Origin of the sequence: Lapillicoccus sp., assembly GCF_036559105.1 — a bacterium.
In the GTDB taxonomy this organism is placed as follows: Bacteria; Actinomycetota; Actinomycetes; order Actinomycetales; family Dermatophilaceae; genus Lapillicoccus.
In genome coordinates this window covers 102488-117174 of sequence record NZ_DATBTV010000015.1, presented here as the reverse complement: position 1 = coordinate 117174, position 14687 = coordinate 102488, and the positions used below count along the sequence as shown (strand labels likewise).

Below are 14687 nucleotides of genomic sequence, written 5' to 3'. Positions count from 1 at the left end.
AGAATAGGCCCGAACGCCCGGAAGGGCCCCGAGGCGTGTCGCCTCGGGGCCCTTCTCGCGTGGTGCGTCAGGTCACTTGGTGATCTTGGTGACCCGGCCGGCGCCGACGGTACGGCCCCCCTCGCGGATCGCGAAGCGGAGACCCTCCTCCATGGCGATCGACTGGATGAGCTCGACCGACATCTCGGTGTTGTCGCCCGGCATGACCATCTCGGTGCCGTCGGGGAGCTTGACGACCCCGGTGACGTCGGTGGTGCGGAAGTAGAACTGCGGACGGTAGTTGTCGTAGAACGGCGTGTGCCGGCCACCCTCGTCCTTGGACAGGATGTAGACGTTCGCGTCGAAGTTCGTGTGCGGGGTGATCGAGCCCGGCTTGGCGATGACCTGGCCGCGCTCGACGTCCTCACGCTTCGTGCCACGCAGGAGCAGACCGACGTTCTCGCCCGCACGACCCTCGTCGAGGAGCTTGCGGAACATCTCGACGCCGGTGACCGTCGTCTTGGCCGGCGGGCCGGTGTGGATGCCGACGATCTCGACCTCCTCGTTGACCTTGAGGATGCCGCGCTCGATGCGGCCGGTGACGACCGTGCCGCGACCGGTGATGGTGAAGACGTCCTCGACGGGCATGAGGAACGGCTTGTCGACCTCACGCTCCGGCTCCGGGATCGCGGTGTCGACCGCGTCCATGAGCTCGAGCACGCTGGCGCCCCACTCGGCGTCGCCCTCGAGCGCCTTGAGCGCTGAGACGCGCACGACCGGAAGGTCGTCGCCCGGGAACTCGTAGGACGAGAGCAGCTCGCGGACCTCGAGCTCGACGAGCTCCAGGATCTCCTCGTCATCGACCATGTCGGCCTTGTTGAGCGCCACGACGATGTAGGGGACGCCGACCTGGCGGGCCAGGAGCACGTGCTCGCGCGTCTGCGGCATCGGGCCGTCGGTGGCCGCGACCACGAGGATCGCACCGTCCATCTGCGCCGCACCCGTGATCATGTTCTTCACGTAGTCGGCGTGACCCGGGCAGTCGACGTGCGCGTAGTGACGCGACTCCGTCTGGTACTCGATGTGCGCGATGGAGATGGTGATACCGCGCTGCTTCTCCTCAGGCGCCTTGTCGATGTCGTCGAACGCGAACTGGGGGTTCAGCGTGGGGAACTTGTCGTGCAGGACCTTCGAGATCGCAGCCGTCAGCGTCGTCTTGCCGTGGTCGATGTGACCGATGGTGCCGATGTTGACGTGCGGCTTGGTCCGCTCGAACTTTGCCTTCGCCACTGTGGTCCTCCTCAGGACTTCTTCTGTACTACGCCGTGCGACCTATGGCGGGGACGTGGCGTGCTGGTTTGGTCTTGGTTTTCGGTGGGACAGCCTACGGGAACCCGGGAGCCCGGGTTTCCCTCACTCGCCCCGGGTCTTCTTGATGATCTCCTCGGCGACGTTCTTGGGAACCTCGGCGTAGGAGTCGAACTGCATGGAGTAGTTGGCCCGGCCCTGGGTCTTCGACCGCAGGTCGCCGACGTAGCCGAACATCTCCGACAGGGGGACGAGACTGCGGACGATCTTCGCGCCGCTGATGTCCTCCATGGCCTGGATGTGTCCACGGCGGCTGTTGAGGTCACCGATGACGTCGCCCATGTACTCCTCGGGCGTACGCACCTCGACGGCCATGACCGGCTCGAGGAGAACCGGGTCGGCCTTGCGGACCGCGTCCTTGAGCACCATGGAGCCGGCGATCTTGAACGCCATCTCGGACGAGTCGACGTCGTGGTACCCGCCGTCGAGCAGCGTGGCCTTGAGACCCACGAGCGGGTAGCCCGCGAGCACGCCGTACTGCATGGCGTCCTGGATGCCGTGGTCGACCGACGGGATGTACTCCCGCGGGATGCGGCCACCGGTGACCTTGTTCTCGAACTCGTAGAGCTCGCCCTCGGACGTGTCCAGGGGTTCGATGGTCACCTGCACCTTGGCGTACTGCCCCGAGCCACCCGTCTGCTTCTTGTGGATGTACTCGAGCTTCTCGACGGTCCGGCGGATCGTCTCGCGGTAGGCCACCTGGGGCTTGCCGACGTTGGCCTCGACGCGGAACTCGCGACGCATCCGGTCGACCAGGATGTCGAGGTGGAGCTCGCCCATCCCCTTGATGATGGTCTGGCCGGTCTCCTCGTCCTGCTGGACCTGGAAGGTCGGGTCCTCCTCCGCCAGCTTCTGGATCGCCGTGCCGAGCTTCTCCTGGTCACCCTTGGTCTTCGGCTCGATGGCCACCGAGATCACGGGGTCCGGGAAGGTCATCGACTCGAGCACGATCGGGTTGGCAGCGTCGCACAGCGTCTCGCCGGTCGTCGTGTCCTTGAGACCGATGACCGCGTAGATGTGTCCGGCCGACGCCCGGTCGACGGGGTTCTCCTTGTTGGAGTGCATCTGGAAGATCTTGCCGATGCGCTCCTTCTTGCCCTTGGTCGAGTTGACGACCGCGGCCCCGGAGGACACCTCGCCCGAGTAGACCCGGATGTAGGTGAGCTTGCCGAAGAACGGGTGCGACGCGATCTTGAACGCCAGCGCCGAGAACGGCTCCGTCGTGGACGGCGCTCGGGTGATCTCGGTCTCCTCGTCGCCCGGCTTGTGGCCGATCATCGGGGGGACGTCGAGCGGGGACGGCAGGTAGGCGATCACGGCGTCGAGCATCGGCTGGACACCCTTGTTCTTGAACGCGGTCCCGCAGAACACCGGGTTGACCTCGCCGGCGATCGTGATGGCGCGCACGCCGGCCTGGAGCTCGGCAACGGTGAGCTCCTCGCCCTCGAGGTACTTCTCCATGAGGTGGTCGTCGCTCTCGGCGACCCGCTCGACGAGCTCGTGGCGGTACTGCTCCGCCTTCGCCTGCAGGTCGGCCGGGATGTCCTCGATGGTGTAGTCCTCACCGAGCTTGGTCTCCCCGCGCCAGACGAAGGCCTTCATCGTCAGCAGGTCGACGACACCGATGAACTCGCTCTCGGAGCCGATCGGCAGCTGCATGACCAGCGGCGACGCGCCGAGGCGGTCGACGATCGTCTGCACGGTGAAGTAGAAGTCCGCGCCGAGCTTGTCCATCTTGTTGACGAAGCAGATGCGCGGGACGACGTACTTGTCGGCCTGACGCCACACCGTCTCGGACTGGGGCTCCACGCCCTCCTTGCCGTCGAAGACGGCGACCGCGCCGTCGAGGACGCGCAGGTTGCGCTCCACCTCGACGGTGAAGTCGACGTGACCCGGGGTGTCGATGAGGTTGATCTGGTGGTTCTTCCAGAAGGTCGTCGTCGCGGCGGACGTGATGGTGATGCCGCGCTCCTGCTCCTGCTCCATCCAGTCCATCGTGGCCGCGCCGTCGTGGACCTCGCCGATCTTGTAGTTGATCCCGGTGTAGAAGAGGATCCGCTCGGTCGTCGTGGTCTTGCCGGCGTCGATGTGCGCCATGATGCCGATGTTGCGGACCATGGTGAGGTCCGTGAGGACGTCGAGTGCCACTCGTTGCTCATTCCCAAAGGTTGTAGGCGTGCACGTCTCCGCGGTTGGTTACCGCCGGGTAGGTCAACGCTGGGAGGCCGGCCGGTATGCCTGGTCGCACGGGGTGCGGACCGGCATACCCGCCGGTGGGGTCACCAGCGGTAGTGCGCGAAGGCCTTGTTGGACTCGGCCATCTTGTGCGTGTCCTCGCGACGCTTCACCGCGGCGCCGAGACCGTTGCTGGCGTCGAGGATCTCGTTCATGAGGCGCTCGGTCATGGTCTTCTCACGGCGCTGCCGCGAGTAGCCGACGAGCCAGCGCAGCGCGAGAGTCGTGGACCGGTTGGGCTTGACCTCGATCGGCACCTGGTAGGTCGCACCGCCGACGCGGCGGGACTTGACCTCGATGGAGGGCTTGATGTTGTCCAGAGCGCGCTTCAGGGTGGCGACCGGGTCGGTACCGGTCTTCTGGCGGGCACCCTCGAGGGCGCCGTAGACGATGGTCTCCGCGATCGACTTCTTGCCGTCGAGGAGGATCTTGTTGACCAGCTGGGTGACCAGGGGGCTGTTGTGCACCGGGTCGACGACCAGCGGGCGCTTCGGAGCGGGTCCCTTGCGAGGCATCAGCTCTTCTCCTTCTTCGCGCCGTAACGGGAACGGGCCTGCTTGCGGTTGCGGACGCCCTGGGCGTCCAGCGAGCCGCGGACGATCTTGTAACGGACCCCCGGGAGGTCCTTCACCCGGCCGCCACGCACGAGCACGATCGAGTGCTCCTGCAGGTTGTGGCCGACACCGGGGATGTACGCCGTGACCTCGATGCCCGAGGTCAGCTTCACGCGCGCGACCTTGCGCAGCGCCGAGTTCGGCTTCTTGGGGGTGGTCGTGTAGACGCGCGTGCACACGCCGCGTCGCTGGGGCGAGCCCTTCAGAGCCGGGGTCTTGGTCTTGCTGACCTTGTCCTGGCGACCCTTGCGGACCAGCTGGTTGATCGTGGGCAACCTGTTCTCCGTACGTCGTTAGTCGGTCTGTCCCGCCGGCCGCAGCCGGTCCGGGACTCCTTGGTGGTGTCCACCACCGTCGGCCGTCGACCCCCGCGTTCGGGTGTGTCGGTGGCTCTCGGTCGTGGCGCTCTCCCCTGCACTTCCCACCCGTGATCGGCGCGGACTTGCGTCCGTCCCGAGCCTCGGGTGGACTGCCCGGCGAGAGAAGGTGAGCCGGTGCCGGTTCGCCTCGCGATCCCGTTCCGGATCCTCGAGGCGGCCCACGCCTGCTCGGGTGCCTGGACGAGTCCAGACACAGCGTCCGAGTTTACCGCCTGTCGGGAGGGCGGCCAAATTGCTGAGCGAGGGCGCGGCTCAGCCGGATCCGCTGGCTGACCTCCGCGGGCTCTTCCGGGCCTCGCTCGTGTCCTCGCTCGTCTCCTCAGGGCCCGTCGGTCAGCCGAGGCGCCAGTCCCCCGTGTAGACGTGCAGGACCGGAACCCCGAGCCGTTCGCGCGCCTCGCTGGCCCAGTCGGTGTGGAAGGTGTCCTGCACCGCGTGCGGTTCGGTGACGATGATGACCTCGCCGGCCCGGATCCGCGCGACCTCGGCCTCGAGGGTCGGCAGCGGGTCGTCGTCGGTGATCGCGCCGGTCGCCCGGACACCGGCCGCATCCAGCACCCGAAGGCTCTCGGCCAGGGTCTCCTCGGCGTCGGTGTGCGCCGAGTTGCGGTTGATCGGCTTCAGCGACTCCATCGCCTCGCGCATCTCGAACAGGCTCAGGTGGTTGAGGACGGACACGAGCACGTTGCGCTTCGTGTCGGCCGGGACGAGCACCCGGTATGCGGGTTCGTCGCCCTCGTGCAACGCGGTGATCCGCGTGACGTCCAGGTCCTTGAGGGGCACCTCGGTGAGAACGATGGTGGGCCCGGGGACGTCGGACGTCTCGGTGGGCTCGGGCGCGGGGTCGGGCTCGGTCACGTCAGTCAGCCTAGGGCTCGCGCCGCACCGACCGGGCCCGCACGCGGCTGCGCACGACGTGACCGACCATCTGTGACCCCAGGACGAGGGTCTGCCGACGGTCACCGGTCACCGAGGACACCCCCACCCGCGGGCGGTAGTTCACCGGGACCTGGACCATCCGGAACCTGAGGATGGCCGCGAGCAGCATCATCTCCAGCCCGTAGGCGGACCCGCTCACCGTGGAGCGCGGGAGCACCTGCTGAGCCACCTCGCGGGTCATCACCCGGAACGTGCAGCCCACGTCGCTGAGCGAGGTGGTGTTGTGCAGGACCTCCACCGACTTGGCGACCCCCCAGTTGCCCCACCGGAGGAACCAGCCCATGTTGGCGCCGTCCCAGATGAACGTCGCCACCGTCCGGGACCCGACGACGAAGTCGCACTCGGGCATGAAGGCCAGCAGCTTGCGCAGGTCCTCGGGGTCGAACGTCCCATCCGGCTCGCACAGGCAGACGAGGTCGGCGTCGGACTCCATCAACCCGCGCTGGATCGCGGCGCCGTAGCCCTGGCGGGTCTCCAGCACCTCGCGGGCGCCCGTGGTGGCGACCTCCTCGGAGGTTCCCGGCGCGGCGTTGTTGTTGACCACCAACACCTCGTCCACCTCGGGCAGCGCCTCGAACCGGCGGATGCAGTCGGCGATGGAGTCCCGCTCGTTGTAGGTCGGCAGCACCACGCACAGGGTCTGGCCGCGCCAGGTCATCGACTGGCGACCACGAGCATCTGGCCGGCCAGCGGCTTGACCGGGGACCGGAGGTACCACGGGACCAGGAAGGTCAGCCCGGCACCGCGCGACTTCAGCGTGAGCGGCAGGAACCGCGGGAAGACCGCCTCGAGCGCCCACCCCCGGGAGCGCAGGAAGTCGCCCAGCGACTGGTCGGTCCAGATCGACACGTGGGTGTAGTCGTCGAAGTAGCGGCCCGGAGCCAACCGGAAGTTGGGCTGGAGCAAAATCAGCCGGCCGCCCGGAGCGAGCACGCGGTGGCTCTCGTCGACCAGCCGGTCGACGGCGTCGCGCTCGAGGTGCTCGACGAGGTTCGAGGCGAAGACGACGTCGAACCGGCCGTCCGGGAACTGCGACAGGTCGGTGCAGTCGCCGACCACTGCGGTGACCCCGGGACCTGCGGCGCGCTCGACGGTTGTGTCCGCGTCCAGCGCCACCACCTCGCCGGCCCGAACCTGGTTGGCGAAGTCGCACCAGCCGGCGCCCAGCTCGAGGACCCGCGCGTCGGGCGCGATCCACCGGGCCAGGTATGCGGTCAGGTGCTCCCACACCTTGACCCGGTTGGGGTCGTGGGCCAGGCGGGTCCCGAAGTACCCCGGAGTCGGCGCGCCCGCGCCGGGATCGTCGGGCTCCACGGGCACTCCTCGCAACGGTCCTCGGGCATCCTCGGGCACTGACGGCGGGGAGCCTAACAGCCGCGAGCAGCCCGCCGACCAGGGGCGTTCCGAATCGGATGGGCGGCCGGACACGTGGTCGGATGGGATGCTGGCGCGGGTGACCGGACCCGCGCGCGAGCCCGAACAGCCGGTCCTCACGACCGGTGGTCCGACGTCGGCCGGCACGACCCGGCGCGTGGTCGCGCTGTTCGTCCTGCCCTACCTGCTCCTCGGAATCTGGTGGGCGCTCGCCAACCCGGCGATGGCCGCCCCGGACGAGGACGCCCACCTCGTCAAGGCCCTGGGCATGGCGCGGTTCGACGCCGGCGTGCCCGGTCCTGCCGCGGCCGATCCCGCCGACCTTAGTGCGGTCCGCAACGCCTCGATCACCCGCGTCGTGGAGATTCCGGGCCGCCTCGACCCGGCCGGGTACGCCTGCTTCACCTTCCACGCGGAGGCCACCGCCGCGTGCCAGCCGACGACGCCCCACGCCACGGAGGGCGACGTCGCGGCGGCGACGACGCTCGGCGCATACCCCCCGTTCCTCTACCCCGTCGCGGGCTGGGCCGCGAGCCTCGGCAGCGACCCCGTGAGCGCCACCCGGCTGGGCCGCCTGGTGGTCCTGGCCGCCTCGGCCGTGCTGCTGTGGCTCGCGTGCGCTCACCTGGTGCGGTGGCTCGGCCGGCGCAGCCTTGTCGGGGTCGCCGCCCTGCTGACCCCGATGGCGGTGTTCTGCCTGGGCATGCTCAACACCAGTGCGGTCGAGATCCTGGGGGCCACCGGGATGGCGGCGGTCGTGGCGGTCTACGGACGGCGTCCCGAGTCGCTAGCCCGGTCGGGCACCCAGGCGATGGTGCTGGTCAGCGGGACGGCGCTGGTGCTCAGCCGGCAGCTGGGCATCGTGACGATGGCGGTCCTCACCGTGCTGCTCCTGGTCCTCGGCGGCTGGCGAGAGGTGTGGGCCGGGCTGCGCGGACGCCGGGCGGTCACCTGGGCGGCGGTCCTCGTGCCGGCGGTCTCGACCGTCGCGGTAGCGGTGTGGGAGCTGCGCTACGACCATCCCGTGCTGCTCGGCCCGTGGGTCTCAGCCGACAGCTTCCGAGGCTTCGGTGAGCAGTGGATGCAGCTCATCCAGGAGAGCGTCGGCTGGTTCGGCTGGCTCGACGTGCGGCCGCCCTACGCGGTCAACCTCGTCTGGTTGGCCGCGGCGGTGGCGCTGGTCGTCACGGCGCTCGTTCTCGGCGACCGGCGCGACCGAATGGTCCTCTTCGGTGTGCTCCTGGTCGCGCTGGTGGTGAGCTACGTGACGTACTCACGAGTCTTCTTCGGCATCAACGCAGGGCTGCAGGGCCGGCACGTCCTGCCGATCTTCGCGCTGGTCCCGATCTGGTCCGGCGTGGTCGCCGCCGAGCGCCTCCGCCCCCGACTCTTCGCCGTCGGAGTCCGGGTGGCCGCGGTCGCGCTGCCCCTCGTCGTCGTCATCGGGCTCTACCTCAACGCCAAGCGGTATGCGGTTGGCCTCGGCCCCGACTCGGGCCCTCGCTGGTTCGTCCCGGCCGCCGAGTGGTCGCCGCCGCTGGGGTGGTACCCGTGGCTGGTTCTCGGGGTCCTCGGAACGGTGGCCCTCGGGGTCGCGTGGGTCCGGACCATGGGGGAAGTCGGGGTCCGGTCAGGGGCGACCCGGTGACGTCACCGATGTGCACCGCTCGGCCGCGCTGCGAACCTCGGAGACGTGTCCACGACCGTCTCCACCACCGCTGAGACCGCCCCCGTCCGCACCGGCCGCCGCTGGCCGTGGTCGGTGCTGCGGGTCGTCACCGTCCTCACCACGCTGAGCGCCTTCACCCAAGCCGTCCTGGCCGGAGGTGTCGTCGCCGGCCGGATCGAGGCGCTGCCGCTGCACTCGACCAACGGGCTGCTGCTCGGGGTCGGCACTCTCGCGCTGCTGCTCGCCCTCGTGCTGGCCTGGCGACCCGGCGGTGGCCCGGTGTGGACCCCGCTCGCCGGTCTGCTGCTGACCGTCGCCACCGTGGTCCAGCTCGGACTGGGTTTCTCCCGGTCCCTCGCGGTGCACGTCCCGCTCGGCACCACGGTCATCATCGCCCAGGTGATGCTGCTGGTCTGGGTCTGGCACCGACCCCTCCCCGCACAGCGGTCATGACGTCAACGGTCACCCGCCGGCAGCTCGGTGGCATCGTCGGCCTGGCCGGGATCGCCGGCACCGGCCTCTGGCTGGGCGGCTTCCCCGGCGTGCTCTCCAGGACCGGCAACGGCGCGCTGCTGCGCAGCTCGGCCCGGCTGCCCGAGGCGTACACGCTGCCGTTCCGCACTCCTCCGGTAGCGACGGGCACGGTCGGAACGGACGGCGTGCTGCGGTTCCAGCTCGAGCAGCGCACCGCCGACCTCGAGATCCTGCCGGGGCTGCGGACGCGAGCCGTGACCTTCGCCGGCTCGCTCCCGGGGCCGACTCTCGTCTCGCGGTCCGGGCGGCCCACCGAGGTCACCGTGAGGAACGATCTGACCATCCCGACCGTCACCCACCTCCACGGCGGCCACACTCCGGCGGAGAGCGACGGCTACCCGACCGACCTGCTGCTGCCCGTGGGAGTCACGGCCGCACCGGTGCTGCCTGGGATGCCGGCCGACCCGGCGGCTCGGGTGGCCTCGGGGAGTCGGGTCCACGCCTACCCGATGCAGCAGCGGGCCGCGACGCTCTGGTACCACGACCACACGATGGCGGCGACCGCCCAGAACGTCTGGCGGGGCCTGTTCGGGATGCACCTCGTCCACGACGACGAGGAGGACGCGCTCGGCCTGCCGAGCGGCGACCGGGACCTGCCGGTGGCCATCAGCGACCGGTCGTTCGCCGCGGACGGTTCCCTGCTCTACCCGCCGGTGACGCTCGAGCACGGCATGGCCATGGTCCCGCCGGAGTTCCAGGACGGGGTTCTCGGCGACGTGACCCTCGTCAATGGCGTGCCGTGGCCGGTCCTCGAGGCGCCCGCGGTGCGGCATCGTCTGCGGCTGCTCAACGCCTCCAACGCACGCGCCTACCGGCTGTCCCTCTGGCCGCCGCCAGCGGGCGGCGGCGGCCTGGTCCAGGTGGGCTCGGACGGTGGCCTGCTCGAGGCACCGGTGGTGCACGACGCCGTCGACATCTCGCCGGGCGAGCGCTACGACCTCGTCGTCGACCTCGGTCGCTACCAGCCCGGCACCGTCGTCGACCTCGTCAACGAGCTCGAGCCCGGTATGCGGGCGGTCATGCGATTCCGGGTCGGCCAGCGGCTGCCCGACGACTCCCACGTCCCCGATCGGCTGTCGACGGTGGGCCGTCTCGACCCGGGAGCGGCCGTGATCCGGCGCAGCTTCGACTTCCGCACCCGTGGCCAGCGCGGGCCGTGGACCATCAACGCCGGCACCTTCGACCCGGGTCGCGTCGACGCCGCTCCGACCCTCGGGGCCGTCGAAGTGTGGAGCTTCACCAGCGACGTCGCCCATCCGGTGCACGTGCACCTCGACCCGTTCCAGGTCGTGGCGCGTGGTGGTCCGGGCCGGCTCTCAGCGCAGGACGTCGGCTGGAAGGACACCGTGGCGGTGCGCCCCTCGGAGACCGTCGAGGTGGCGGTCCGGTTCACCGACTACGCGGGCCGGTACGTCGTCCACTGCCACAACCTCGAGCACGAGGACATGGCGATGATGGCCAACGTCGTCACCCGCTGACTCCAGGCCCCCAACGCGCTGCCGCCCGGCTTGACGCTGAGTCGACCGACTTGACGCACCGTGCATGGGGCGTCAGGCCGGTCGACGCTGCGTCGAGCCGAGGGGAGAACGGCAGCGGCCCCGGCGTTTGTCGGGAGAACGCGACGGGCGGGTATGCGCCGGGTCTCCCCGGGCATACCCGCCTGTCGTGTCGAGCGCTTCTGACGTCAGCTGTCGGTGAACCCGAGGCTGACGTCGTCCAGCCGGACCGGCTCGCCCGACGCGGCACCGAAGGTGCTGTAGTCGTACGCGTCGTAGTTCGGCAGCGCGTACATGGCGGCCTTGGCCTCCTCGGTCGGCTCCACCGTGATGTTCCGGTAGCGGGGCAGGCCCGTCCCGGCCGGGATGAGCTTGCCGAGGATGACGTTCTCCTTGAGGCCGAGCAGCGGGTCGGACTTGGCCTCCATGGCGGCCTGGGTGAGCACCCGGGTCGTCTCCTGGAAGGACGCCGCCGACAGCCACGACTCGGTCGCGAGCGAGGCCTTGGTGATGCCCATGAGCTCCGGTCGACCCGACGCGGTCTTGCCACCCTCGCGGGACACCCGGTCGTTCTCCGCCGCGAAGCGCGTGCGCTCCGCGAGGTCGCCCGGGATGAGGTTGGCGTCGCCGGCCTCGATGACCGTCACCCGCCGCAGCATCTGCCGGACGATGACCTCGATGTGCTTGTCGTGGATCGACACACCCTGCTGGCGGTAGACGTGCTGCACCTCGTCGACGAGGTGCGTCTGGACCGCACGGGGGCCGAGGATCCGCAGCACCTGCTTCGGGTCGATGGCGCCCTGGATCAGCTGGTGACCGACCTCGACGTGCTCACCGTCCGTGACGAGCAGGCGGGACCGCTTGCTCACCGGGTAGGCGTGCTCGTCGCTGCCGTCGTCCGGCACCAGGACGATCCGACGGGTCTTGTCGGTGTCCTCGACCTTGACGCGACCGGTCGTCTCGGCGATCGGGGCGACCCCCTTGGGGGTACGCGCCTCGAACAGCTCGACGACTCGGGGCAGACCCTGCGTGATGTCGTCACCAGCCACACCACCGGTGTGGAAGGTCCGCATCGTCAGCTGGGTGCCGGGCTCACCGATCGACTGCGCCGCGATGATGCCGACGGCCTCGCCGATGTCGACGAGCTTGCCCGTCGCCAGCGACCGGCTGTAGCACATCGCGCACGTGCCGACCTTGCTCTCGCAGGTGAGGACCGAGCGGACCTTCACCTGGTCGATGCCCGCCGCGAACAGCGCGTCGATGACGACGTCACCGAGGTCGATGCCGGCGTTGGCGAGCACCGTGCCGTCGGCGTCGGCCACGTCCTGCGCGAGGGTCCGCGCGTAGACGCTGGTCTCGACGTCCTCGTGCGGGACGCGCTTGCCACTGTGCGAGTCGGCGATCGGCATGGTCAGGCCACGCTCGGTGCCACAGTCCTGCTCACGGATGATGACGTCCTGCGACACGTCCACGAGACGACGGGTGAGGTAGCCCGAGTCCGCGGTCCGCAGAGCGGTGTCCGCGAGACCCTTACGGGAACCGTGGGTCGAGATGAAGAACTCGAGCACCGACAGACCCTCGCGGAAGTTCGCGCGGATCGGACGGGGGATGATCTCGCCCTTCGGGTTCGACACCAGGCCACGCATACCGGCGATCTGGCGCAGCTGCATCCAGTTGCCACGGGCCCCGGAGTTCACCATCTTGTAGATGGTGTTGGTGACCGGGATGTTGGCCCGCATCTCGTCCGCGACCTTGTTGGTGGCCTCGTTCCAGATCTCGATGAGGTCCTCGCGACGCTCGTTGTCCGTCATCGCTCCACGGTCGTAGAGCTTCTGGACCTTGGTCGCGCGGGCTTCGTACTCCTCGAGGATCTCCTTCTTGCGCGGCGGCGTGACCACGTCGGAGATGGCGACGGTCGCACCGGACCGGGTGGCCCAGTAGAAGCCGGCGTCCTTGAGAGCGTCCAGCGACGCCGCGACCTGCACCTTGGTGTAGCGCTCCGCCAGGTCGTTGACGATCGACGAGAGCCGCTTCTTGTCGACGACCTCCTCGACGAACGCGTAGTTCACCGGGAGGGCCTCGTTGAAGAGCACGCGGCCCAGCGTCGTCTCGAGGATGAGCTGCGGGACGATGCCGTGCTCGCCCGCCTCGACACCCTCGGGCAGCTCGTAGCCGACCGGGGGCACGACGTCCGTGAGACGGACCCGAACGCGGGAGCCGAGCAGGATCTCGTGCTTGTCGAACGCCATCCGCGCCTCGGCCGGCGTCCCGAAGACGCGACCGGCACCCGGGCCGTCCTCCACCTCGGAGGTGAGGTGGAACAGGCCGATGATCATGTCCTGGGTGGGCATGGTCACGGGGCGGCCGTCGGCCGGCTTGAGGATGTTGTTGCTCGACAGCATGAGGATGCGGGCCTCGGCCTGCGCCTCGGCGGACAGCGGCACGTGGACGGCCATCTGGTCACCGTCGAAGTCGGCGTTGAACGCCGTGCAGACGAGCGGGTGGATCTGGATGGCCTTGCCCTCGACCAGCTGCGGCTCGAAGGCCTGGATGCCCAGGCGGTGCAACGTGGGCGCCCGGTTCAACAGGACCGGGTGCTCCGTGATGACCTCCTCGAGCACGTCCCAGACGACCGGACGCGCGCGCTCGACCATCCGCTTGGCGGACTTGATGTTCTGCGCGTGGTCGAGGTCGACGAGCCGCTTCATGACGAACGGCTTGAACAGCTCGAGCGCCATCTGCTTGGGCAGGCCGCACTGGTGCAGCTTCAGCTGCGGGCCGACGACGATGACCGAACGGCCGGAGTAGTCGACGCGCTTGCCGAGCAGGTTCTGGCGGAACCGGCCCTGCTTGCCCTTGAGCATGTCGGACAGCGACTTGAGCGGCCGGTTGCCCGGGCCGGTCACCGGACGGCCACGACGACCGTTGTCGAACAGCGAGTCGACGGCCTCCTGGAGCATCCGCTTCTCGTTGTTGACGATGATCTCCGGCGCGCCGAGGTCCAGGAGCCGCTTCAGGCGGTTGTTCCGGTTGATGACGCGGCGGTAGAGGTCGTTGAGGTCGGACGTGGCGAACCGGCCACCGTCGAGCTGCACCATCGGGCGCAGGTCCGGCGGGATGACCGGGACGCAGTCGAGGACCATGCCCGTCGGGCTGTTGGTCGTCGTCGTGAACGCGGTGACGACCTTGAGCCGCTTGAGGGCCCGGGTCTTCTTCTGGCCGCGGCCGGTCGCGATGATCTCGCGCAGCTCGGCGATCTCCGACTCGAGGTCGAAGGTCTCCAGCCGCTTCTGGATCGCCGCCGCGCCCATGCCGCCCTCGAAGTAGAGGCCGAACCGGTCACGCATCTCGCGGTAGAGCACCTCATCGCCCTCGAGGTCCTGGACCTTGAGGTTCTTGAAGCGGTCCCAGACCTGCTCGAGCCGCTCGACCTGCTGGTCGGCGCGCTTGCGGATGTTGTTCATCTCGCGCTCGGCCGACTCGCGGACCTTGCGCTTGGCGTCGGACTTGGCGCCCTCGGCCTCGAGCTCGGCGAGGTCCTTCTCGAGGATCTTCGCGCGCGCCTCGATGTCGGCGTCGCGACGGTTCTCGATCTCCTTCTTCTCCACCTGGATCTGCGCCTCCAGCGAGGGCAGGTCCTGGTGGCGCTGGTCCACGTCGACGGACGTGATCATGTAGGCCGCGAAGTAGATGACCTTCTCGAGGTCCTTCGGGGCCAGGTCGAGGAGGTACCCGAGCCGGCTCGGGACGCCCTTGAAGTACCAGATGTGGGTGACGGGGGCGGCGAGCTCGATGTGGCCCATCCGCTCACGCCGCACCTTGGCCCGGGTCACCTCGACGCCGCAGCGCTCGCAGATGATGCCCTTGAAGCGGACCCGCTTGTACTTGCCGCAGTTGCACTCCCAGTCCCGGGTGGGCCCGAAGATGCGCTCGCAGAACAGACCCTCCTTCTCGGGCTTGAGGGTGCGGTAGTTGATGGTCTCCGGCTTCTTCACCTCGCCGTGGCTCCACTGGCGGATGTCGTCAGCGGTGGCCAGGCCGATACGCAGCTCGTCAAAGAAGTTGACGTCGAGCACGTGGTTCCTTCTCTCGTTAACTC

Annotated in this window: 11 protein-coding genes; 3 read left to right on the top strand and 8 right to left on the bottom strand. The window is 69.2% G+C overall.

Annotation, left to right across the window (positions count from 1 at the left end; genetic code table 11):
- Window positions 1-72: 72 nt before the first annotated feature.
- The 7 genes from tuf to VIG79_RS02180 form a co-directional block, all read right to left on the bottom strand.
- Window positions 73-1269, bottom strand: a complete 1197-nt coding sequence (gene tuf, locus VIG79_RS02210; RefSeq protein ID WP_331881556.1) for an elongation factor Tu — start codon at window positions 1267-1269, stop codon at window positions 73-75.
- 123 nt (window positions 1270-1392) lie between these two features.
- Window positions 1393-3495, bottom strand: a complete 2103-nt coding sequence (gene fusA / locus VIG79_RS02205) for an elongation factor G (RefSeq protein WP_331881554.1) — start codon at window positions 3493-3495, stop codon at window positions 1393-1395.
- Window positions 3496-3626: 131 nt separating this feature from the next.
- Window positions 3627-4097: a 30S ribosomal protein S7 gene (gene rpsG / locus VIG79_RS02200; RefSeq protein ID WP_331881551.1), complete on the bottom strand. Its 471-nt coding sequence runs from the start codon at window positions 4095-4097 to the stop codon at window positions 3627-3629.
- Window positions 4097-4471: a 30S ribosomal protein S12 gene (gene rpsL / locus VIG79_RS02195; RefSeq protein WP_331881548.1), complete on the bottom strand. Its 375-nt coding sequence runs from the start codon at window positions 4469-4471 to the stop codon at window positions 4097-4099. Before rpsL ends, rpsG begins: the two co-directional genes overlap by 1 nt.
- A 438-nt stretch (window positions 4472-4909) precedes the next feature.
- Complete coding sequence (locus VIG79_RS02190; protein WP_331881546.1) at window positions 4910-5434, bottom strand: hypothetical protein; 525 nt, start codon at window positions 5432-5434, stop codon at window positions 4910-4912.
- A gap of 10 nt (window positions 5435-5444) precedes the next feature.
- Window positions 5445-6173, bottom strand: coding sequence for a glycosyltransferase family 2 protein (locus VIG79_RS02185; protein ID WP_331881544.1), 729 nt, complete (start codon window positions 6171-6173; stop codon window positions 5445-5447).
- Window positions 6170-6829, bottom strand: a complete 660-nt coding sequence (locus tag VIG79_RS02180; protein ID WP_331881541.1) for a class I SAM-dependent methyltransferase — start codon at window positions 6827-6829, stop codon at window positions 6170-6172. The genes VIG79_RS02185 and VIG79_RS02180 overlap by 4 nt, the downstream gene beginning before the upstream one ends.
- Window positions 6830-6968: 139 nt before the next feature.
- Between VIG79_RS02180 and VIG79_RS02175 the strand changes: the two genes are divergently transcribed.
- The 3 genes from VIG79_RS02175 to VIG79_RS02165 are packed head-to-tail and all read left to right on the top strand — an operon-like array spanning window position 6969 to window position 10570.
- Window positions 6969-8537 carry a DUF2142 domain-containing protein gene (locus VIG79_RS02175; protein WP_331881538.1) on the top strand — a complete coding sequence of 523 codons (1569 nt, stop codon included), beginning with the start codon at window positions 6969-6971 and terminating at the stop codon, window positions 8535-8537.
- Window positions 8538-8582: 45 nt separating this feature from the next.
- A complete protein-coding gene (locus tag VIG79_RS02170) occupies window positions 8583-9011 on the top strand; it encodes a hypothetical protein (protein WP_331881535.1) in 429 nt (142 codons plus the stop codon).
- A complete protein-coding gene (locus tag VIG79_RS02165) occupies window positions 9008-10570 on the top strand; it encodes a multicopper oxidase family protein (RefSeq protein WP_331881533.1) in 1563 nt (520 codons plus the stop codon). Before VIG79_RS02170 ends, VIG79_RS02165 begins: the two co-directional genes overlap by 4 nt.
- A 206-nt stretch (window positions 10571-10776) precedes the next feature.
- Here the strand turns inward: VIG79_RS02165 and VIG79_RS02160 are convergent, their stop codons facing one another.
- Window positions 10777-14664 (bottom strand): DNA-directed RNA polymerase subunit beta', encoded by a 3888-nt coding sequence (locus tag VIG79_RS02160; RefSeq protein ID WP_331881531.1) that lies wholly within the window; start codon window positions 14662-14664, stop codon window positions 10777-10779.
- Window positions 14665-14687 lie beyond the last annotated feature (23 nt).